Below are 22,095 nucleotides of genomic sequence, written 5' to 3'. Positions count from 1 at the left end.
TCTTGGCATTCCCCCACCCCTTACCCCTCCCCGCCAGGGGGAGGGGATCGCGTTGCGATTCCGCTAGATCGGGAAATGTCCTAGTGCGCGGTGGCGCTGCCTGCTCCGATGCCGGTTTCGGATCTCACGAACTGCGCTTCGAAGGCGGCGCGTTCAGCATCCGCCGTGGCGCTGCGGTCGAACTTCGACACCAGGTAGATGCCGAGGAACGCCAGCGTCATCGAGAAGAGCGCGGGGCTGTCGTAGGGGAACAGCGCGTGCGGGAAGCCGAAGGTCTTTACCCAAACGGCCGGGCTGAGCACGACCATGCCGATCGCCGAGGCGAGGCCGAGGAAGCCGCCGACGACGGCGCCCCGCGTCGTCGTGCCCGACCAGAAGATGCTCATCGCCAGCACCGGGAAATTGCAGCTCGCCGCGACGGCGAACGCCAGACCCACCATGAAGGCGACGTTCTGGTTTTCGAACACGTAGCCGAGCAAGATGGCCACGATGCCGATGACGATGGCGCTCACCTTCGAGATGCGGATCTCGGTCTGCTCGGAGGCGCGCCCTTTCGCGAAGACGCTGGCGTAGAGGTCGTGGCTGACGGCCGACGCGCCGGCCAGCGTCAGGCCCGCCACGACGGCGAGGATGGTGGCGAACGCGACCGCCGAGATGAAGCCCAGGAACAGCGATCCGCCGACGGCCTTCGAGAGATGGATCGCGGCCATGTTCGTGCCGCCGATCATGCCGCCGATCTTGTCGTAGAGACCGCCATCGGCCGCCTTGAAGTAGGCGGGATCGTTCATCAGCAGCGTGATGGCGCCGAAGCCGATGATGAAGGTCAGAATGTAGAAATAGCCGATGAAGCCGGTGGCGTAGAAGACGGACTTGCGCGCGGCCTTGGCGTCCTTGACGGTGAAGAAGCGCATCAGGATGTGCGGCAGGCCGGCGGTGCCGAACATCAGCGCGAGGCCGAGCGAGATGGCCGAGACCGGATCGGTGACGAGCTTACCGGGGCCCATGATCGAGATTCCGCCGGGATGGGCTTCGGTCGCGGAGCGGAACATGGCCTCGAACGAGAAGCCGAAGTGCATGAGAACGGCGAGCGCCATGAATGTCGCGCCGCCCAGCAGCAGGCACGCCTTGATGATCTGCACCCACGTCGTCGCCACCATGCCGCCGGTCGCGACGTAGGTGACCATCAACACGCCGACGACGATCTCGGCGTAGAGATAGGGCAGGCCGAACAGCAGCTCGATGAGCTTTCCGGCGCCGACCATCTGCGCAATGAGGTAGAGCGCAACGACGGCGAGCGTGCCGACAGCCGAGAGCGTGCGGACGGGCGTTGCCTGGAGGCGGAAGGCGGCCACGTCGGCAAACGTGAAGCGGCCGAGATTGCGCAGGCGCTCGGCGATCAGGAAGAGCACGATGGGCCAGCCGACGAGCCAGCCGACGGAATAGATCAGGCCGTCGAAGCCCGAGGCGAACACCAAACCGGAAATGCCGAGGAACGACGCGGCGGACATGAAGTCGCCGGCGATGGCGAGGCCATTCTGGAAGCCGGTGATGCCGCCGCCTGCGGCGTAGAAGTCGGACGTGGTCCGTGTCCGCAGGGCGGCCCACCGCGTGATGACGAGCGTCGTCGCCACGAACAGCAGGAACATTGCGATGGCTTCGACGTTCACTTGAGCCTCTCGATGATGCGTTCCGTGGTTGCGTCGAAGTCGGAGTTGGCGCGGCGGACATAGAGCCCGGTGAGAACGAACGCCGCCAGGATCACGCCGACACCCAGGGGAATGCCGAGCGTCGTGATGCCGCCGTCGACCAGCGGCTGGGCAAGCACGGCGGGGGCGAAGGCGACGGTCAGGATGAAGCCGAAATAGATGGCGACCATGATGAACGTGAGGGTCCAGGCGAAGCGGGAGCGCCGCCGTTCGAGGTCGCGGAATTCGGGATCGCGGCTGACACGCTCGATCAGCGCGCCGGTGTCGGCTGCCATGGTCTTATTTCCCCCCGGAATTTCAGCCGTCCGGCTCGGGCCAGCGGCGTTAGTCTTTGGGCGTGAGCTTAACCGATTGCGCGACGATCGGAAGCGGTTCATGCGGCGCGCATTTGGTGCTTAAGTCGCGCTCCGGCTCGCCGTGACTGTTTGGCGTGATCCGATGACGCCTTTGATTTCCGTTTTCGCGAAAGACAGCACCCTTTCCCATGCAGGACAATCCGGCCGAACCTCTTCCGCCCTCCGCCGCTGAGCCGCGGCGTCAGCTGCTCGCGACATTCGCCGCGCTCGTTCTCGTGCTGCTGCTGGCGTCGCTCGACCAGACCATCGTCGCGACCGCGCTGCCGACCATCGTCAGCGAAATCGGCGGCCTGTCGCACCTGTCGTGGATCGTGACGGCCTATCTGCTGTCGAGCACGGTCGTCGTGCCGCTTTACGGCAAGCTCGGCGATCTCTATGGGCGGCGCATCGTGCTGCAGGCGGCGGTGTGCGTGTTTCTCGCGGGCTCTCTGCTCTGCGGCGTGGCGCAGAACCTGCCCGAGCTGATCGCTTTCCGTTTTCTGCAGGGGCTTGGCGGCGGCGGACTGATCGTGACGTCGATCGCGGTCGTGGGCGATATCGTGCCGCCGCGCGATCGCGGCCGATACCAGGGATTTTTCGGGGGCGTGTTCGGGCTCTCGACCGTGCTCGGGCCGCTGATCGGCGGCTTTATCGTCGATCAATTCTCGTGGCGCTGGATCTTCCTCATCAACCTTCCGCTCGGTCTGCTGGCGCTCGCCGTGATCAACCGGACGTTCCAGTCGCCCGCCCGGCGTGCTGGCGTGACGATCGATTACGCGGGCGCGGCGCTGCTCGCGCTGGCGCTCACGTCCATCGTGTTGATCACCAGCCTCGGCGCAACGCTGGCGCAGGAGGCGCCGGTCAGCCTGATCGCGATCGCCGTTCTCGCCGTGGTGTCGCTCGCGTGCTTCATCTACGTCGAGAAGCGTGAGCCCGATCCGCTGCTGCCGCTGTCGCTGTTCCGCAACCGCGCGTTCGTGATCGGCACGTCGGTCGGTTTCATCGTCGGCATGGCGCTGTTCGGATCCATCACGCTGCTGCCGGTCTATTTCCAGGTCGTGAAAGGCCTCGATCCCACCCGCGCCGGATTGTTCATGACGCCGATGATGATGGGCGTGTTCGCGAGCTCGATCATTAGCGGGCAGATCATCAGCCGCTGGGGGCGCTATAAAATCTTTCCCGTCTGCGGGACGGCCATCATGACGATCGCGCTTGTCTTGCTGTCGACGATCGACGTGGCGACGTCGGCCGAAACGACGGCTGCCTACCTGCTGATGCTGGGGCTCGGCCTCGGGATGGTCATGCAGATCCTCGTCATGGCCGTGCAGAATGCGGTGCCCTACGAACGTCTCGGCGTCGCGACCTCGGGCACGACGCTGTTCCGCTCCATCGGCGGATCGGTCGGCGCGGCGCTGTTCGGCGGCATTTTCGCTTTTGCGCTCGAACGCAATGTGCGCCTTACGCTGCCGGAGGCCGGCGGGCTGATCAATCCCGACGACATCGCGAAACTCGGAGAGCCGCTGCGGACGGCCTACTTCACGGAGTTCGTCGCGGCGCTGCATCCCGTGTTTTACACCGCGGCGGCGCTGGCGGCGCTGAGCTTCCTGATCACTCTTGCGATTCGAGAGGTGCCGCTCAAGACAGCCATTTCTCCCGAAGCGGCAGGCGAAGCGTTTCCGATGCCGCGCGATGCGACGTCGCTCGATGAACTCAAGCGGATCGTCGCGCGCATCACGGCGCGGGAAAACCGGTGGCGGGTGTATCAGCGGGTAGCGCAGCGCATTGGTCTGACGCTCGAACCCGACGAACTGTGGCTGCTGGCGCGGATCGGCGAGAACGGCGGGTGGGGCACCGCGCGCGAACTGGCTGCGCGCCTCAACGTCGGAGCCGAACCGTGCACCAAGCTGCTCGACCGGCTCGTGACCGCCGGATTTGCGTCGACGACGGACAGCGGTCTCTATGAGCTGACCACCGAGGGGCGCGGCGCGTACGAGCGGCTCCTGGCCCGCCGCGAGGGCGATCTCGAGGACATGCTCGCGGACTGGGACAGCAACGAGCATCCGGACGTGCGCGCCATGATGAAGGAACTCGCCAAGTCCTTTGCCAGCGCGCCGCCCGTTCGCGGCTGACGGCGACGCCTGTATTACGCCGGCATTGAATTTTGATGCCCGACGGAGTTTCGAGGCGGGAACTGGCGAGGCGGTTTCTTCGTTTTTCCTTCGCCGCGTCGCAGAGCGTGGAGAACAGGAGGAAAACATGAAAAGTGTTGCTATGGGCCTGGCGCTCGCCGCGCTGGTCGGTTTAACCCCCGCAGTCGCCAAGGATAAGCGCGCAGAAATGGGCGCCGCAGGCGACAAGCAAGCAACTGCGGATACCGGACGAGGGGGGCTGAAGGAATGGCCCGTCTCGAAGACAGAAGCGGACTGGAGCAGTGCCGCCGCTTCCAGTTCTTCGGGCGCATCGAGCGGGACGTCCGGCTCCGACAGCGCGAAGGCCGATCAGAAGTAGCTAAGACTTTTGCTTCCCGGAGCCCGTGACCGAACACGTTTCGGTGGCGGGCTTTTCTTTACCGCTCGTGCTCTTTTGCCTGCCGCTGGCTTCCCGCCGCTTCAACGGAAAAGGCTGATCTACCCAAGAGACCAGTGGTGATCAGGGCGGTATTTCGGATCGATCGGCGCACCGTTGATATGCTTTTCTGCGATCCAGTCCGGTGCCCAGGTTCCATGCTCCCAGCAAACAGACTTCAGAATGGTGACCCGCGGCGACGGCTGCTCCGTCATTCGGTCTCGGGAGGTTTCGCAAAGATCGGGTGAGCCGAAATGCCCTTTGTATAGGTGCTCGGTACCGTCCGCGAGTTTATACAACATGTAGAGCGTCGCAGGTTCCATCCGAACTCCGTACCCGTCCAAAACGGCGAGAGAATGATGTCCCATTATCTGTCCCACGCGTACAGCGCGCGCGACGCGAAAGACGCGCCTGCAGCTGGTCAATTCCGTCGATTTGCATGGGAAAACGTTGGAGGCCACGCCCGGAATTGAACCGGGGTACGCGGATTTGCAGTCCGCTGCGTCACCACTCCGCCACGTGGCCTCAAAATGTGTATTGAGCGGGAGACGGATGGCGGTTCCCCTGGAACCCATCCGGGCGCTGTAATTCCCCCGCGCACGCAGGCATCTATCATATACCCAAACGGGTGCACAAGCGCGGGGACGCGCTGTCTTCATCATTTCATAGTCGGAGCGAAGGCGTGGCCCGGTCCATCGGCGAAATCTCTCGGAAATGGAGCCGCCGGCTCGAGGATATGGCTAGGCGCGCCAAGGTCGACGGCATCGCGCTCTATCTGGCCACCCGCCATCCGCGCGTTTCCTTATGGGTGAAGGGATTCGCGGTCCTGGTGGCCGCCTACTTGCTGTCCCCCATCGATCTCATTCCGGATTTCATTCCGGTCATCGGCTTCCTGGACGAACTGATCCTGCTGCCGCTCGTGGTTGGGCTGCTCGTGCGCTGGGTCGATGCCGGCGTCATGGCGGAACTCCGGGCGGAGGCCGGGCGGCTGGCGGAGCGTCCCCGCAGCACGCTGGGCGCCGTGATCGTCGTGCTCGTCTGGATCGGTTTGGCGTCTCTTCTCGTGGTTTGGGCGTGGCGATATTGGAACAGGACCGCACCCTAGAGGCGGGCGACACCCCCGTACACGCCTGCCGCAACATGGAGCAACGAGGGGTGTGGCCGGTGCAGGCGACTTTGAGTAAGGTCGCGGCGAATACGCGGAGCCCCAATGGGGCTCCATCAGGGAGGATGCCGTGGACTTCGCCATTCAGCGCACGAACATGGTCGAATCGCAGGTCCGGCCGAGCGACGTGACGGACCGGCGCATCATCAGGGCGATGCGGGATCTGCCACGGGAGATTTTCGTTCCGGAGCGGGTCCGGTCGCTCGCCTACATGGATGGGTCCGTTCCGCTGGGGCAGCCGGGAGCCGGGACGCGGTCGCTGCTGGCGGCACGCGTATTCGCCAAGCTCGTGCAAGCGGCCGTCATTGATACGCCCGACACCGTGCTCGATATCGGCGCGGGGTCCGGCTACTCGTCGGCCGTGCTTTCACGCCTGGCGGCGCGCGTCGTGGCGCTCGAAAGCGACAGCGGCCTGGCGGCGCGGGCGCGCGAGCTTCTCCCTGCGGTCGGATGCACCACCGTCAGCGTGGTCGAAGGGGATCTCGCCGAGGGATGGGAGAGCGAGGGGCCTTATGACGCCATCGTCATCGAAGGCGCCATCGAGGTCGTGCCGGATGTGCTGTTCGATCAGCTCAAGGATGGCGGCCGGCTGGTCGCAATTTCGGGACGCGGGGCAGGGCGGGCCACGGTGTGGCGGCGCGAAGGCCGGTCGTTCGGGGCGGCGGAGGTGTTCGATGCCACCGGCGACGTTTTGCCAGGGTTCGAAAAGCCCCCGGCATTCGCGTTTTGAAACGTTGTCCCCTTGTACTTTGAGGCCCGTTGCCTAGTCGGGTGACGCCCCGACGGCTGAGCCTCCGTACCCTTCATTGCATTTTGCGACGCAATAATACGGGCTTAGCCTGTCAACGGCGATCGGGCCGTTTTTTGCCGGCGTTGCCGTAATTCAAAAGCGTGTGGGAAAGCGGCCACGCGGAGCCGGTCATGTTCTGAATCCCGTTCCAACGAGCTTCATCGAATCGCGCCGCTGTTCTAAGAGGTTAACTCGGAGTTTTTGTTAAGCGCGATCCGGCGGGGGTAAGGCCGGGTCGATAGCGGACGAGGGGTCGCCTTGGTCTTGGGTATTTTCGCGCGCGGACCGAATGATCGGTTGCCGTCGAGTTCAGCCATCGCTTTCGCGGTGGTTGCGACGCTGTGTGCGCCCATTTCAGCGCGGGCGGAGACGCTAAATCAGGCTCTTGCCTCTGCCTATGAGTACAATCCGCAGCTCGACGCCGAGCGCGCCCGCCTCAGAGCGACAGACGAAGAAGTAACGCGCGCCAGGTCTGGCTTCCGCCCCGTCATTTCCGGCAACGCGGACATCAACTACCAATACAACCGGACCCGCTCGACCAACCCGATCTTCGGGACGAGCGAGCAGGAAACGAAGCCGAAAGGCTATTCGATCGACGCCGTGCAGCCGATCTTTTCCGGCTTCCGCGTCATCAATGCCGTGAATGAGCAGGAAGCGAACGTGCGCTCGGCACGCGAGACTCTCCGCTCCGTCGAGCAGGATGTGCTGTTACAAGCCGTGACGTCCTTCATGGATGTCGTGCGCGACCAGGCGATCGTGCGTCTGCGCGAGAACAACGTGAACGTGCTTTCGCGCGAGCTCAAGGCTACCGAAGATCGTTTCGCTGTCGGCGAGGTGACGCGGACCGACGTGGCGCAGGCGCAGGCTCGCCGGGCCGGCTCCGTTTCGGCGCTCGATCTGGCGCGCGCAAACCTGAAGACCAGCCGCGCCGTCTTCGAACGCGTGGTTGGTCACGCGCCCGGCAATCTCGTCGAGCCGGATGGCTTCCAGCGCTGGATGCCGAATTCGCTCCAGGAAGCGATCAATATTGGAACGCACGAAAATCCGGCCGTTGTTTCCTCTCTCTATCTCGAGCAGGCCGCCCGTTACGGCGTCGACCGCATTCGCGGCGAGTTGCTGCCGAGCGTGCAGCTCGAAGCGTCGTACTCGGATCGTTTCGATAGCAACTTGGCGACCGCCGAGTCGGAGCAGGCGACCGTGACCGGCCGCTTGACGGTGCCGATCTATGAGGGCGGCGAGGTCTACGCCCGCGTGCGCCAGCAGAAGCACATCCACGTCAGCCGCTTGCAGGAAATCGAGCAGGCGCGCAGCCAATCCGAAGCGCTCGTCGTCGCGTCGTGGTCTCAGGTGCTTGCGGCGCAGGCCCAGGTTCAGTCGGACCAGTCGCAGGTGAGCGCCAATACCACCGCGCTCACGGGCGTGCGTGAAGAAGAGCGTGTCGGCCAGCGCACGCTGCTCGACGTTCTTAACGCTGAAGTCGAACTTTTAAACTCGCAAGTGCAGCTCGTTTCGACACGGCGCAACGTGGTCGTGTCGAGCTATACGCTGCTGTCGGCCATCGGCCGGCTGGACGCGATCAACCTCGGATTTACGGGGATCGCATACGATGCTGAGGCGCATTATCAAGAAGTGCGCCGTAAGCCTTGGGGAACCTCGATAACCCATTCAGACGGCCGCATCGAAGAGCTGCCGCAGGCCGAATCCGTCAAATAAAATACTTGAGCGCGGCACTTTGCCGGGTTAGCTGACAACCGATCGCTAGTCGATTTCGGTTGTCCTGTGGCTTTGCCACATCGTTGCCCTTTATGCTTCTTAGCTTGGGGGACGGTGGGAGTTCCACAAACAACTTTTGCATCGCGAGTGCTGCGTCTGCCGACGCAAGGGGAATGGCAGATCGGAGCATAAAGGACCTCTGTGCGGGCGCGCACACGAGGGAACGCGTCCGCTATGACGGACGCGCTTTACGGGGCGGTACCAATGCGGGTCGGTGCCGGTAGTTCGTGTCGTGGTATGCGTAGGGAGTGGCGTAATGAACATGACAGAGAAGAACGGCCAGCCAAGCATGGAAGAAATCCTGGCATCGATCCGCAGGATCATTGCCGAGGAACCTGGCGAACAGCACAACGGAGAGCTTGGCGGCACGCCGATCCTGCTCAGGGGCGACGGCGTTCTCGATGACGCCGGCGATTTCGACTTACCTGCAATTTTTCGCGCGTCTCCGCCGCAGACAGACCGTCATACGCCGCTGCTCGGCCGCTTGACGGATGCCATCCGGAACGCCACCGCCGCTCAGCCCGAGGCTCCGGCCCCGGTTTATGCCGAGGCAGACGCCCACGAGGCGTTGAGTTCCCTTACCGTGCGTTCCGCCGAGTATGTCAACGGACATGCCAACGGAAACGGCCATATGAATGGCTCCGCGCATGCGAATGGCGCTGGGTATGTGAACGGTTCGGGCTACTCGAACGGGTCCGCTTACGCACATGAGCCTGCGCGCGTGATGCAGGAGCCTGTCGCATCGCCGGCGGTGATGTCGGCCAGTTCAGAAGAGCAGCCGAAGCGCGTCATGGCGGCGTTTAAAGACACGCATTTCATGCGCATGTCGAATCCCGCCGCGCCCGTGGCGGCCCCGATTCCGGCCCCGCCTGTCGAGGTCGCGCCGGCGCCCGTGTATTCTGCGCCTCAGCCGGTCGAATATTCGCCGCCCGTGCAGGTCGAGATTCCGGCTGTGACCGCGCCCGTAATGCCGGCGGCTGTGGCCGCCATCGAACCGGCCGCATTTGAGGTTGCGCCGCCGCCGTTGCCGGCTTCGGCTGCGCCGGCCGTCGTGGCGCCGCCTGCTTCGGGCGGCATGGAAGACACGACGGCGGATCTTTTGCGGCCGATGCTGCGCCAATGGCTCGCCGACAATATGCCTCGCATGGTGGAAAAGGCGCTGCATATCGAAATCGCCGAGAGCGTAAAAACGCCCAAGAAGCTCTAAAGCCGTCTTTGCGCCCACGGCCCGCCTCAAAACGGCCGGGCGCAAAGATGAGCATAAGCGCATCGGAATTGCGGACTGAGACGCCGGGATGCATTGAACGCTGGTCGGCGCCAGGGTACGTCTTTCCGGAGGCCGTCATCGTGTCACTCGGGCGACTTGCGCCTGGGGGCACGCGACGCGGCGCGGATGGGGCGGGTAGGTATCGGGCATGACGAGAGCGGAAAAGGGCAGCGAGCCAAGCATGGAGGAGATCCTTGCTACGGTTCGCCAGATCATCGCCGACGAACCGGACCGGCCTGCATCGGTTTTCCCCGCCATCGAACCCAATCCCCTGGTGCCGCAGTCCTTCAACGGGGGCGCAAGCGCGTTCAAGGCTTCGTCGACCGACGGTGCGCTGCCGCCCACGCCCGATCGCCTGAGCGGCGTGCTGGCGAACGGGTCGCTTCCTGCAACGAGCCCGCTCGGCTCGAAGCGGCCGATGCCGTTCGATCAGGATCTGGCGGACATACTCGATGACGGAGAGCCGGGCGACAGAGTGCCGTCCTCGGCGCCCAAGCCGGCGGCCCGTAGCGATGCAGGATTTTTCTCGCCGCTGAAGAACATGGAGCCCGCTGCCAAGCCGGCCAGTAGTGCGAGCACGACCCCGGCCGAGGCTGCGCCGCCACCTCAATTCGCATCCTCCGCGCAGCAACCGCCGCCGCCGTTCGGCGGGGTCAGTGCGACGTCTCCCGTGTCCCCGACGCCGCCGACGCGCACGTTCGGATTCCCGCCGCTCAGGAAGCAGAGCTTCTATCCACCGCAAGCGCCGGTGACGCCGACGTTGTCGCCCCTTCCCGCGGCCGACGGCGTTGCGAACGCACCGGCGGCCGACAAAATAGACAAGCCAGCAGCCGATACCGGCGGGCTCGATGAAGCGCTGAAGCGTCTCACGGGGCTCGGCGCGGTCGTGCCGGGTGAGCCCACGGCGGCAACGCCTCCTTTGGGCGCGATGCCCTCGTTCGGTGCGCCGCTCGCCAAGGACAGCGTTTCGAACGGTGCGCTTCGGGCGCCGGAGGTGTCATTCGCGTCCGCGCGGCCGCGCGAGGATGCGGCGGTCCCGGCTTCGGCTTCTGACGAGAAGCCGGTCAAATCCGATCCGTTCTTCGGTCTTTCCGCCAAGCCCGATCGCCCTGTCGACGACGGGCCGAAGGATCACGCGGCGCGACACGACGACAATTCGCGCAACGACAAGGCCTTCCACGCCGCCATGAACGGCACGGGATTGAATGGCGCCGGCATGAACGGCGCGTCCAAGCCTGCATCGTTCGAGCCGTCAAAACCAAGTTTCAGCGACGTGCAGCCGGAACCGTCCGCCGTGGCGGCGCAGGCGCTCGATGCGCTGGCGCAGGGGCTGGCCGCGTCCGCCGCCTCGGCGGCGCTGACGGCGATCCCGCTCACGCCCGTGCCGGAGCCGAGCGCTGCGATGGCGGTGCGCGCGCCGCAGTCCTTGCCCGATCTCGGCAACCTGCCGCTGGCGGCTCCTCACGGCGCGCCGGCGCGGACGCTCGAGGACGCGGTTGCAGACATGCTCCGGCCGATGCTCCAGAAATGGGTGGCCGACAACATGCCGCGCATCATGGAGCGGGCTCTGCGCGTCGAGATGGGCAGCCCTAAGCCGCCCGGTAAGCCGACATCCGGCACCTGATCGGCGCTTGCTGTCCATTCCGGCCCTTTCCCGTCCAATCCGGATTGCGTCATTTGACGGAGCGGTCTCTCGTTCACCGATGCGAGCGCTGGGGCGCAGCCGCGTGGCAATTGACAGGCGGCAAGCGGGTTCGTAGGACGCCTGCTTGCCGTTTCAATCCGCAAAGGCCCGCGCCCCATGCTCGAGAAGACGTATCAGCCCGCCGATATCGAGCCGCGCATCAACGAGGCCTGGAACAAGGCGGAGGCCTTCCGTGGCGGACGGCCGGACCGCGCCAAGGGTGAACCCTACTCGATCGTCATCCCGCCGCCGAACGTGACGGGCTCGCTCCACATGGGGCATGCGCTCAACAACACCTTGCAGGACGTGCTCGTGCGTTTCGAGCGCATGCGTGGGCGGGACGTGCTGTGGCAGCCGGGTACGGATCACGCCGGCATCGCGACGCAAATGGTGGTGGAACGCCAGCTCATGGAGCGCCAGCAGCCGGGGCGGCGCGAGCTTGGCCGCGAGGAGTTCGTGCGCCGCGTCTGGGCGTGGAAGGAAGAGAGTGGGTCGACGATCTTCAACCAGCTCCGCCGATTGGGCGCATCATGTGACTGGAGCCGCGAGCGGTTCACGATGGGCGCCGACGGCGCGCCGGACGACCAGATGGTGCGCGCCGTCACCAAGGTGTTCGTCGATCTCTATAACAAGGGCCTCATCTACAAGGATAAGCGGCTCGTCAACTGGGACCCGAAGTTCCAGACGGCGATCTCCGACCTCGAAGTGGTGCAGGTCGACAAGAAGGGTTCGTTTGTTTGGGTCCTACCGGAGGCGGGCAAGCAAGACGACGGCGAGCCCGAGACGCCGTTCGATGCGGAGGCGCTGGCGAAGGTCCTGAAGAAGGACCCGTCGGGGCACATGTATCACTTCCGCTATCCGCTAGCCGGCGGGGCGACCTACGAGCATCCGATTGCGTTCGACGACGAGGGGACGCCGACGGCGTTCGAGACGCGCGATTACATCGTCGTCGCGACGACGCGGCCCGAGACGATGCTGGGCGACAGCGGCGTGGCCGTGCATCCGAAGGACGCGCGTTATGCGGCGCTGGTCAAGGCGGGAGCGAAGGTCGTTCTGCCGCTTGTCGGGCGCGAGATTCCGATCGTTGCAGACGAGTATTCGGATCCCGAGAAGGGCACGGGCGCGGTCAAGATCACGCCGGCGCACGACTTCAACGACTTCGAGGTGGGCAAGCGGCACGATCTCGCGAAGATCAACGTGCTCGATGCGTTCGGGCGCATCACCGACGATGTGCCGGAAGCCTATCGCGGTCTCGACAGGTTCGTTGCGCGGCTTCGCGTCGTCAGCGATCTCGCCGCGCTGGGGCTGCTCGCGAAGGTCGAGCCGACGGCGCACACCGTGCCGCACGGCGATCGCTCGAACGATGTCATCGAGCCGTGGCTGACGGACCAGTGGTACGTGAACGCGGCGGAGCTGGCGAAGCCCGCCATCGCGGCCGTCGAGACCGGCAAAACGAAGTTCGTGCCGCAGAACTGGGAAAAGACGTACTTCGAATGGATGCGCAACATCCAGCCGTGGTGCATCTCGCGCCAGCTCTGGTGGGGGCACCAGATCCCAGCGTGGTATGGGCCGGATGGGCATGTGTTTGTTGCGGCGAGCGAGGACGAGGCGCAAGCGCTCGCGAAGAAACACTACGCAAGTTCCCCTCCCCCCGGCGGGGAGGGGTTAGGGGTGGGGGGAACCTCATCGGCTGGTGCTGCGGGGTCCCCCCCTCCCGGCCTCCCCCACAAGGGGGGAGGAGAAGTGATGGCTCGCCTCCAGCAAGACGGGGGAGAAGAAGTGACGCTCGTTCGCGACGAAGACGTCCTCGATACGTGGTTCTCGTCGGCGCTTTGGCCGTTCTCGACCATGGGATGGCCGGACGAAACGCGCGAACTGAACCGTTTCTATCCGACAAGCGTGCTCGTCACCGGCTTCGACATCATCTTCTTCTGGGTTGCCCGCATGATGATGATGGGCATCGAGTTCATGGGCGAAGTGCCGTTCGGAGACGTCTACATCCACGCCCTGGTCCGGGATGAAAAGGGCCAGAAGATGAGCAAATCGAAGGGGAACGTGATCGATCCCCTGGCGCTCATCGATAAGTACGGCGCGGATGCGCTGCGCTTCACGCTGGCCGCCATGGCCGCGCAGGGCCGCGACATCAAGCTCGCGCCGGCGCGCGTGGAAGGCTACCGCAACTTCGCGACCAAGCTCTGGAATGCGGCGCGCTTCGGCGAGATGAACGAGTGCGTGCGCCAGTTCGACTTCGACCCTAAGGGCGTCAAGCACACGCTGAACCGCTGGATCGTCGGCGAAACGGAGCGTGCGGCGAACGCGGTGACGACGGGCCTCGAAGCCTACAAGTTCAACGAGGCGGCGAACGGCATCTACGAGTTCGTCTGGGGCATCTACTGCGACTGGTATCTCGAGCTGATCAAGCCGATCCTGGCCGGCGACGACGAGGCCGCGAAGGCCGAGACGCGCGCGTGCACCGCGTGGGTTCTCGATCAGTGCCTGAAGCTGCTGCATCCGTTCATGCCGTTCATCACCGAAGAGCTATGGACGCATATGGTCGAATACGGCGAGCGGCGGCAGTCGCTGCTATGCCTCTCGGAGTGGCCGCGCCATAAGGGTCTCGAAAGCGCGCAAGCGGATGCGGAGATCGGCTGGATCGTCAAGCTGGTGTCAGAAGTGCGTTCCGTGCGGCAGGAAATGAACATTCCGGCAGGCGCGAAAATCCCGCTCGTGATCTCGGGTGCGAGCGCGGAGACGGTGAAGCGCGCGCAGCGTCACGACGAGACCATCCGGCGGCTCGCGCGGCTCGACGTCATCAGCTTTGCGGAGAGTGCACCCAAGGGCGCGGCGCTGATCGTGGTCGGCGAGGCGACGGTGGCGCTGCCGCTCGAAGGCGTGATCGACATGGATGCGGAGCGAAAGCGGCTCTCGAAGGAAATCGACAAAGCACAGAGCGATCTCAAAAAGGCGGAGGCCTGGCTCGGCAACGAAGCCAACGTCGCCAAGTCGCCGGTGCATGTCGTCGACCTCAACCGCGAGCGCGTGACGGAATTCGGCGAACGGATCCAGCGGCTTTCGGCGGCGCTGAAGCGGATCGAGGGCTGATTTTGCTCGCGCGCGGACCTGTTTTCGCTCACGCGCGCTGAGGGCGCGCTCCGCGGGGGCGCCACACGTGAGGTCATCGCGCTCACCACATCACAAACGTCATGCCCGCGAAGGCGGGCATCCACGACACGTTGCGGCGTGTGTGCGCTCTTAGGTGCGAAGCACCCGTGGAGGCTGGCGTGGATGGCCGCCTGTGCGGCCATGACGATGCTTTGGGACTGGGCGGCTTACCTGAGACGTTTGATGGGATACTGCAGGTGGGCAGGCCCATGCGGTCGTCCGCAAAAAACAACGCTCGCACAGAAGTGGGTTCATGGATGGTGGATATTCGCCCGCGCCGCATGCAGTAGGCTGTCCGCAGCGTCCGCAGGGAAGAGGCGGGACGTACGTGTCGTCTTTCCGGTGTTTCTGTTTTGGGCGGGTCATAGTGGTCATCCCTGTAACGTGACCAAGGTGGGCACGTCACGACTCTACGGCCGCTCGCCGCGATGGGACCCTCAGTGCCGTGGAGGCGGAGGAGAGGGAGGTCATTGCACTTCTCCCAGGTCGGGAGAAATCGTATCCCGAGCAGAGCGAAGAAGACAGGTGAGGGGGTCAGACTTGGTCTCGGAGCCCTTCGGGCTTGAGCGGTGTTTTGCTCACGCCGGGTTGGTGGCGGGGGACACCGTGCGCAGGCGCAGCTCGGTGAGCTTCCATTCAATGCCGCGCAGCTTCAACAGGCCGATGTAGTGGCGCGTGGGATCGTTGCGGTCGGCGATCTCGATTTCGAATTCGGCGGGTGAGTGGAATTCCGCCCGCTTGATGCGCGTCCAGAACCCGCGTGCGCGTTCGTGCCAGGGCAGCGCCGCTGGGTCGGCGGTGCTGGCCGCGAGGTTCTCCCGATAGAACTGGCGCATACCGAAGAGCTGCGGCAGTCCCTCGGGTGTGACGTAGCGTTCGACGAGGTTGTCGACGGCGCGGCGGCTCAGGCCGTTCTTGACCCGCTGCCAGAAGCCGGGCTGCTGGGCGGTTTGTCCCGGCAGGGCGACGGACGTCGGGCCGATGGCGTATTCGGTGAGCGATTCCCGGAGCGACGTGCGGACGGTCGGCCATTCGAGCTTGGCGTCGAGGTAGGCCGAGTCCCCGCTGCGGATGGCCTCGCGCACGCTCCAGACCGTCACGAACGGGGCGGCAATGTAGAGGATGCCGAGCGTGGCAAGCGTCACGGCGGCGAGCAGAAGCTTCTTCATCGGCGATCCTGGCGCGGACTGGCTGCGCAAGCCTTGTTTACACGTGATGATTTGGGCTGCGTTCGGGCGAGCTTCGGTCATTTTGAAGTGCTGCGAGATATTTCTCGGATTTCATGCAAGGGCCGCTCCACGGAGGGCGCGTACCGCGAGCCGAATTGCGGCAGGGTTGTCGAAAGGTTGGCGAATGATCCGTAATCGGTCGCCAAGCGGCCCAAGTGGCGTCAACGATCGGCCGGGTTTGGCTGCTACTTCTCTCCCGATAGCCGAGGGAGGGCGTTAACTGTGATCTCAACGACACGCCGCATCAAATGTCAGGAAATCCGGGCTCCAAAACCGTGGTTGTTGCCTGGCAGCCACGACATCCGTGATCACATGCCTCGTTTGGGCCACAAATAAGCGCAACGACAGATCTGAGAGAACAGGAGCTTGCGGGGGCTTCAGGTTCGGACACTGGGCGAGCGTTCTTTTTCGGGACGCATCGCGATCCAGACGCCCACCTTTCGAAGACAACACCTGCTCCGCTCTTGATTGGTCGCTGCACACGTGCGGCGACCCGTCGGAGAAGTCATTGAGCGATTGGACACGAGAGTATGGACGCGAAGACGTTCGATAAGAGCAAGCTACCGAGCCGGCACGTGACGGAGGGTCCGTCGCGCGCGCCGCATCGGTCCTACTACTATGCAATGGGGCTTACGGAAGAAGAGATCCACCGGCCGTTCGTCGGTGTCGTGTCCTGCTGGAATGAAGCTGCGCCCTGCAACATCGCGCTCATGCGCCAGGCGCAATCCGCCAAGGCGGGCGTCAAGGAAGCGGGCGGCACGCCGCGCGAATTCTGCACCATCACCGTCACCGACGGCATCGCCATGGGCCACCAGGGCATGAAGTCGTCGCTCGTCTCGCGCGAGGTCATCGCGGACTCCATCGAACTCACCATGCGCGGCCACAGCTACGACGCACTCGTCGGCATCGCGGGCTGCGACAAGAGCCTGCCCGGCACGATGATGGCGATGCTGCGCCTCAATGTGCCCTCCGTGTTCATGTACGGCGGCTCGATCCTGCCCGGCAAGTTCAAGGGCCGGGACGTAACCGTGCAGGACGTGTTCGAGGGCGTCGGCAAGCATTCGGTCGGCGCCATGACCGACGCCGAGCTGCACGAACTCGAGTGCGTCGCGTGCCCGAGCGCGGGCGCGTGCGGGGCGCAATTCACGGCCAACACGATGGCCTGCGTCTCCGAGGCGATCGGGCTTGCGCTGCCGGGATCGGCCGGAACGCCGGCGCCCTTTGAAAGCCGCGACCAGTACGCGCGCGCGAGCGGCGAAGCCGTCATGAAGCTCATCGCGCACGGCATCCGTCCGCGCGACATCTGCACCCGGAAGGCTTTCGAGAACGCGGCCATCGTCATCGCTGCCACGGGCGGCTCGACCAACGGCGCACTGCACCTGCCGGCCATGGCCCACGAGTGCGGTATCGAATTCGACCTGTTCGACGTGGCCGAGATCTTCAAGAAGACGCCGTACATCGCCGACCTCAAGCCCGGTGGAAAGTACGTCGCGACCGACGTGCACGAGATCGGCGGCGTGCCGCAGATCCTCAAGGCGCTGCTCGAGGGGGGCATCCTGCACGGCGACTGCCTGACGGTGACCGGTAAGACGATGGCCGAGAACCTCGCCTCCGTGACGTTCAACACGAACCAGAAGGTCGTCTATCCGGTTTCGAACCCGATCAGCCCGACGGGCGGCGTGGTCGGCCTCAAGGGGACGCTGGCTCCGGACGGCGCAATCGTGAAGGTCGCGGGCCTCAAGACTCTCAAATTCCGCGGACCGGCGCGCTGCTTCGATTGCGAGGAAGATGCGTTCCGCGCCGTGGAAGCGCGCGAGTATCGGGATGGCGAAGTGCTGGTGATCCGCTACGAGGGGCCGAAGGGCGGTCCCGGCATGCGTGAAATGCTGGCGACGACGGCGGCGCTCTACGGTCAGGGCGCCGGCGACAGTGTTGCGCTCATCACCGACGGGCGCTTCTCGGGTGCGACGCGCGGGTTCTGCGTCGGACATGTTGGACCGGAAGCCGCCGTGGGCGGGCCCATCGGGCTCATCCAGGACGGCGACATCATCGCGATGGACGCCGAGACCGGCACGCTCGACCTCGAGGTCGACGCCGCTGAACTCGAACGCCGTCGCAAGACCTGGAAGGCGCCGCCGAATGCGTACCAGAGCGGGGCTATCAGAAAATTCGCGGATCAGGTGGGCCCGGCCCGGTATGGCGCCGTTACCCACGCAGGCGGGAAAGCGGAAATTGTTTGCTATGCGGACATATAAGCTCGTTCTCGGACTCATGATTGCGGTGCTGTGGCCCACCTGGGCCACGGCGCAAACCACGTCGTTCAGCTCGCCGCGCGAAGCGCTGCGGCAGGGCGTCAGTGCGTACCAAGGCGGTTACTACGAGATCGCCATGCCGGCGCTCGCATTCGCGTCGAGCGGCGGCGAGTTCATGGCGAACTACTATCTGGCCAAGATCTATCAGGACAGCACCGGCGCCTACACGAACCACGCCAAGGCCTACGCGCTGTTCGAGAAGATCGCGGACGATCATCTCGACGTCGATCCCGACGATCCGCGGGCGCGTTATGTCGGCAAGGCGTTGACGGCGCTGGCCGGGTATCTGTTGCGTGGCCTACCGGAGATCGGCCTGCAGCCGGATCCCGAACGCGCGGTATTCTATCTCAAGAACGCATCGAGCACCTTCAACGACGAGGACGCGCAGTTCGAGCTCGCCAAGCTGCAGCTCAAGGGCGAGGGCGTGGAAACCAACGTCGCGCTGGGCCGTCACTGGCTTTCGGTGCTGAGCCGCAACGGCCATGCCGGAGCTCAGGCGTTCTTCGCCGACCTGCTCTGGCGCGGCAAGCATGTCGAAGCCGATCCGGCCCGCGCGCTGGCGCTGATCGCGGTCGCTGTCGACAACGCTTCGCCGCAGGATTCGATGTGGATCGAGGAAATCTATCAGAACATCTTCTGCGGTTCCGCCGACGGGACGCGCAAGCAGGCGACCGGCATCGTCGCGCAGTGGGGCAACCGCTACGGGCGTCCGCCGCCTTCGGACCAGCGCGATCGCAGCGGGCTGTCGCAGCTTGCGTCGGGCCCAGTGCGCACCTGCAAGAACGGCGAGCTTGTGAACACCATCGGTCCGCGCTCGGAGTCCATTGTGACGGCGCCCGCGACGGCGCGGCTGCCGGCTGCGGAGCAGCACCCCTTCAGCTACGGGTCGGCCACGGGTGCGCCGACATTGCGTGACGTGAACGTGCCGGGTGCGGCGGCGCCGCGCACACCCTGAGATGCGAGGCAGCAGGATTAAAAAAGGCGGGCCGTTCGGTCCGCCTTTTTGTTTTGGATTGGAACATTTTCGGATTGAGGGGAATCGCAATGCGATACCCTTCGCCGTCATGGCGAAGCCATGCTCCGCATGGACGCGGGGAGGGGTAAGGGGTGGGAGGAAGCCAAGAGACTTACGTCGGTTTTCTGGCTTCACCCCGCCCGGCGCCGGCACGCCGGCGCCACCCTCCCCGTCAAGGGGAGGGTGAAGAACGTGCGCGTCCGTGTGATCGGAAAATGCTTTAGCAGGACTTTGTTTGGTGTGGTTTCCCCCACGCTCCCCCCACAAGCTAGCCCTCTCCGAAAGTGGGAGGCGACAGGTCGTGTTCCGTGGGAACGGGGACGCTCTCGCGATCAGGCAAGCTCGGTCCACACCGGAACATGGTCGGACGGCTTTTCCCAGCTTCGCGTGAAGCGGTCGATGCCGGATGCCACCCAGCGGTCGGCGGCCTGCGGCGACAGCATCTGGAAGTCGATGCGGATGCCGTCGTCCTTCTGCCAGGCGCCGGCCTGGTAGTCCCAGAACGTGTAGATGCCAGGCTCGGGATTGGACGCGCGGACCGCTTCGACGTAGCCGAGGTTGCCGAGGGCGCGAAACGCGGCGCGGCTTTCGGGCTGGAACAGCGCGTCGTTCACCCATGCGGCCGGACGCTTGGCATCTTGCGGCTCTGGGATGACGTTGTAGTCCCCGCCGAGGACGACGGGCATTTCGGAGAGAAGCAGGCCACGCGCGTGCGCTTCAAGCCGTTTCATCCAGGCGAGCTTGTAGGGAAATTTCTCCGTGCCGAGGGGATTGCCGTTGGGCAGGTAGATCGACGCGACGCGCACCGAGAGGTCGCCGTGAGTGACGGTGGCTTCGATGTAGCGCGATTGGACGTCGGTGTCGTCGCCGGGAAGTCCGCGCACGACATCCTCGAGCGGATGCAGCGACAGGAGGGCGACGCCATTGAAACCCTTCTGGCCGTGGGTCGCGACCGAATAGCCGAGGTCCGTGAACGCTTCCGTCGGGAAGCCTTCGTCCTGGCACTTGATCTCCTGGAAGCAGAGAACGTCCGGCTTGGCTTCGCGGACATACGCGACGGCGCCTTCGATGCGGGCGCGGACACCGTTGATGTTCCAGGTCGTGATTTTCATGGGGTCCTTGTCTCCCTCTCTCCGTCAGAACGGGGAGAGGGGACTCGCTCAGAGCGAGAAGCTGGTGCCGCAGCCGCAGGACGCGGTGGCGTTCGGGTTCTGGATCTTGAACGACGCACCGATCAGGTCGTCGACGAAATCGATCTCGGAGCCGGCGAGATATTCGAGCGAGACTGGATCGATCAGAACCTTCGCGGCGCTGTTCTCGATGACGAAATCATCGCCGCTCGTCTGGTCGACCAGGTCGAACTTGTACTGGAAGCCGGAGCAGCCGCCACCTTCGACGGAGACGCGCAACATGGTGTTGGTCGCTTCGCCAGCCACGATCTCTTCGATGCGGCGGGCGGCACGGTCGGTCAGGGTCACTTTCCCGACTGTTTCGGCTGCGGTCTGGACCATGGGGTTCCTCGGAGGCGCGCGTCGCAGCTGTTCCGCGACGGCGGCTCGTGTATTGAGACGGATAACAGGAAGATAGTAAGCGGGCGCCGTAAGTCAAATCGCTTAAGGTTGGAGACTGCGCGGGATACGGGTGCGGGCCCGGCGCAGAAGGCTTGGTATGAGCAAGGCAAAACAAGGCAGTACGGCGGGTGGACCCGACTATGGCCAGGGCCTGGCGCCCGGCGCGCGGCTCCCGGCCCCCTATGCGGCGAGCGCTGTCCTCTCGCGCGGCCGCTACCATACTGAAGCCGATTGCACGACGCGCAGCCCGTTTCAGCGCGACCGCGACCGGATCCTGCATTCGACGGCCTTCCGGCGGCTGATCCACAAGACGCAGGTGTTCGTCTACCACGAGGGCGACCATTACCGCACGCGGCTGACGCACAGCCTCGAGGTGGCGCAGATCGCGCGCACGATGTCGCGGCAACTCAGGCTCGACGAAGATTTGGCGGAGGCGCTGGCGCTCGCGCACGACCTCGGCCATCCGCCGTTCGGGCATGCGGGCGAACGCGCCCTCGACCGCCTGATGGAGGGCTTCGGCGGGTTCGATCACAACGCACAGAGCCTGCGGGTCGTGATGGCGCTCGAACGCAAGTATCTCGCCTTCGACGGTCTCAACCTGACGTGGGAGAGCCTCGAAGGGCTCGCCAAGCACAATGGCCCGATCGTGGAGGACGCCCATGCCAGCGTCCGCAAGGTCATCGAACGGCTCGAGGGCTGGCAGAGCCTTGAACCGGCGCGCTGGGCTTCGGGAGAAGCGCAGGCGGCGGCGCTGGCGGACGACATCGCCTACGTGAGCCATGATATCGACGATGGTTTGCGGGCGGGATTGCTCACGCTTGACGATCTCGAAGGCGTGGCGCTGGCCGGCGGCATCGTGGCCGGGCTGCCGGGAGATCGGCTAAGCGGCGACCGGAGCAGGCTCACCTACGAAGTGACACGGCGCATGATCACCGTGCTCATCCAGGACGTGGTGCAGGAGAGCCGGCGCCGTCTCGCCGCGCTGGCGCCGGACACGCCGGCCGACATCCGCGCGGCGGGCGCAGCGGTGGTGTCGTTCTCACCGGCCATGGAGGCCGACTTGAGGTCGCTCAAGGAGTTTCTGATGCGGCGGGTCTACCGGAGCCGGCGCGTCATGGACGTGATGGACGAAGCCCAGGCGGTGGTTGCGCGGCTGTTCGGGCTGTATCTGAGCGATGCCTCCGCGCTGCCCGAAGCCTGGCGCGCGGCGCAAGCGGGGCTTTCGGACCGGCGGCGCGCGCGCCTGGTGGCGGATTTCGTGGCTGGCATGACGGACCGGTACGCACTGGCCGAACACGGGCGTTTGTTTGACGGCACGCCGGATTTGCGATAGCCGGGCCGATGCTCGTCGGCAAAGGTGTCAAAGGATTTCATTTGACGTCATGCCGGCGTAGGCCGGCACCCACGCAAGTTTTCACACCAGTTCTGATAGGTGTCGTGGGTCCCGGCCTTCCCCGGGATGACGTTTCTATTTGCGGTAACCTCCGACGACTGTTTGAAATGGCGCACAAGGGATAGTTC

General features: G+C 64.8%; 17 protein-coding genes and 1 tRNA gene. 11 read left to right on the top strand and 7 right to left on the bottom strand.

All coding sequences use genetic code 11. The features are described from left to right. Window positions 1-80: 80 nt before the first annotated feature. Together ACTIFK_RS05050 and ACTIFK_RS05045 are read right to left on the bottom strand one after the other, a co-directional pair. Window positions 81-1,646, bottom strand: coding sequence for a cation acetate symporter (locus ACTIFK_RS05050; protein WP_439542075.1), 1,566 nt, complete (start codon window positions 1,644-1,646; stop codon window positions 81-83). Window positions 1,647-1,663: 17 nt separating this feature from the next. Then, window positions 1,664-1,981, bottom strand: a complete 318-nt coding sequence (locus ACTIFK_RS05045; protein ID WP_439541954.1) for a DUF485 domain-containing protein — start codon at window positions 1,979-1,981, stop codon at window positions 1,664-1,666. Between the two features lie 209 nt (window positions 1,982-2,190). On the opposite strand from ACTIFK_RS05045, the gene ACTIFK_RS05040 reads away from it, so the two are divergent. Then, entirely contained in the window at window positions 2,191-4,170 is a 1,980-nt protein-coding gene (locus ACTIFK_RS05040; RefSeq protein ID WP_439541953.1) for an MFS transporter, read from the top strand. Window positions 4,171-4,297: 127 nt separating this feature from the next. Further along, window positions 4,298-4,549, top strand: a complete 252-nt coding sequence (locus ACTIFK_RS05035; RefSeq protein ID WP_439541952.1) for a hypothetical protein — start codon at window positions 4,298-4,300, stop codon at window positions 4,547-4,549. 119 nt (window positions 4,550-4,668) lie between these two features. On the opposite strand, the gene ACTIFK_RS05030 is transcribed toward ACTIFK_RS05035, so the two are convergent. Both ACTIFK_RS05030 and ACTIFK_RS05025 read right to left on the bottom strand, forming a co-directional pair. Then, the gene (locus ACTIFK_RS05030; RefSeq protein WP_439541951.1) at window positions 4,669-4,929 is read right to left on the bottom strand and encodes a hypothetical protein; all 261 of its coding nucleotides are present in this window, start codon (window positions 4,927-4,929) and stop codon (window positions 4,669-4,671) included. Window positions 4,930-5,057: 128 nt separating this feature from the next. Further along, a tRNA-Cys gene (locus ACTIFK_RS05025) sits at window positions 5,058-5,131 on the bottom strand. A 157-nt stretch (window positions 5,132-5,288) separates the two neighbouring features. Between ACTIFK_RS05025 and ACTIFK_RS05020 the strand changes: the two genes are divergently transcribed. The 6 genes from ACTIFK_RS05020 (at window position 5,289) to ACTIFK_RS04995 (ending at window position 14,387) form a co-directional block, all read left to right on the top strand. Beyond that, window positions 5,289-5,711 carry a YkvA family protein gene (locus ACTIFK_RS05020; protein ID WP_439541950.1) on the top strand — a complete coding sequence of 141 codons (423 nt, stop codon included), beginning with the start codon at window positions 5,289-5,291 and terminating at the stop codon, window positions 5,709-5,711. Window positions 5,712-5,841: 130 nt separating this feature from the next. Beyond that, window positions 5,842-6,501: a protein-L-isoaspartate O-methyltransferase family protein gene (locus ACTIFK_RS05015; RefSeq protein WP_439541949.1), complete on the top strand. Its 660-nt coding sequence runs from the start codon at window positions 5,842-5,844 to the stop codon at window positions 6,499-6,501. Between the two features lie 318 nt (window positions 6,502-6,819). After that, complete coding sequence (locus ACTIFK_RS05010; protein ID WP_439541948.1) at window positions 6,820-8,274, top strand: TolC family outer membrane protein; 1,455 nt, start codon at window positions 6,820-6,822, stop codon at window positions 8,272-8,274. A gap of 316 nt (window positions 8,275-8,590) precedes the next feature. Beyond that, window positions 8,591-9,541: a DUF2497 domain-containing protein gene (locus ACTIFK_RS05005; RefSeq protein WP_439541947.1), complete on the top strand. Its 951-nt coding sequence runs from the start codon at window positions 8,591-8,593 to the stop codon at window positions 9,539-9,541. Between the two features lie 208 nt (window positions 9,542-9,749). Continuing rightward, window positions 9,750-11,225, top strand: coding sequence for a DUF2497 domain-containing protein (locus ACTIFK_RS05000; protein ID WP_439541946.1), 1,476 nt, complete (start codon window positions 9,750-9,752; stop codon window positions 11,223-11,225). A gap of 177 nt (window positions 11,226-11,402) precedes the next feature. Further along, window positions 11,403-14,387, top strand: a complete 2,985-nt coding sequence (locus tag ACTIFK_RS04995) for a valine--tRNA ligase (RefSeq protein ID WP_439541945.1) — start codon at window positions 11,403-11,405, stop codon at window positions 14,385-14,387. Between the two features lie 638 nt (window positions 14,388-15,025). On the opposite strand, the gene ACTIFK_RS04990 is transcribed toward ACTIFK_RS04995, so the two are convergent. After that, window positions 15,026-15,616, bottom strand: a complete 591-nt coding sequence (locus ACTIFK_RS04990; protein WP_439541944.1) for a DUF2939 domain-containing protein — start codon at window positions 15,614-15,616, stop codon at window positions 15,026-15,028. A 590-nt stretch (window positions 15,617-16,206) separates the two neighbouring features. On the opposite strand from ACTIFK_RS04990, the gene ilvD reads away from it, so the two are divergent. Both ilvD and ACTIFK_RS04980 read left to right on the top strand, forming a co-directional pair. Continuing rightward, window positions 16,207-17,931, top strand: a complete 1,725-nt coding sequence (ilvD, locus tag ACTIFK_RS04985) for a dihydroxy-acid dehydratase (RefSeq protein WP_439541943.1) — start codon at window positions 16,207-16,209, stop codon at window positions 17,929-17,931. Then, window positions 17,918-18,943: a tetratricopeptide repeat protein gene (locus ACTIFK_RS04980; RefSeq protein ID WP_439541942.1), complete on the top strand. Its 1,026-nt coding sequence runs from the start codon at window positions 17,918-17,920 to the stop codon at window positions 18,941-18,943. The genes ilvD and ACTIFK_RS04980 overlap by 14 nt, the downstream gene beginning before the upstream one ends. A 392-nt stretch (window positions 18,944-19,335) precedes the next feature. Here the strand turns inward: ACTIFK_RS04980 and xth are convergent, their stop codons facing one another. Beyond that, window positions 19,336-20,115, bottom strand: coding sequence for an exodeoxyribonuclease III (gene xth / locus ACTIFK_RS04975; RefSeq protein ID WP_439541941.1), 780 nt, complete (start codon window positions 20,113-20,115; stop codon window positions 19,336-19,338). A gap of 48 nt (window positions 20,116-20,163) precedes the next feature. Continuing rightward, window positions 20,164-20,514, bottom strand: a complete 351-nt coding sequence (gene erpA, locus ACTIFK_RS04970) for an iron-sulfur cluster insertion protein ErpA (RefSeq protein ID WP_439541940.1) — start codon at window positions 20,512-20,514, stop codon at window positions 20,164-20,166. Between the two features lie 157 nt (window positions 20,515-20,671). Between erpA and ACTIFK_RS04965 the strand changes: the two genes are divergently transcribed. Further along, entirely contained in the window at window positions 20,672-21,907 is a 1,236-nt protein-coding gene (locus ACTIFK_RS04965) for a deoxyguanosinetriphosphate triphosphohydrolase (protein ID WP_439541939.1), read from the top strand. Window positions 21,908-22,095: the final 188 nt, after the last annotated feature.

It is taken from the genome of Hyphomicrobium sp., assembly GCF_051860585.1.
Classification (GTDB): domain Bacteria; phylum Pseudomonadota; class Alphaproteobacteria; order Rhizobiales; family Hyphomicrobiaceae; genus Hyphomicrobium_C.
The sequence above is the reverse complement of the archived record's forward strand: the minus strand, read 5'-3'. Positions and strand labels throughout refer to the sequence as shown.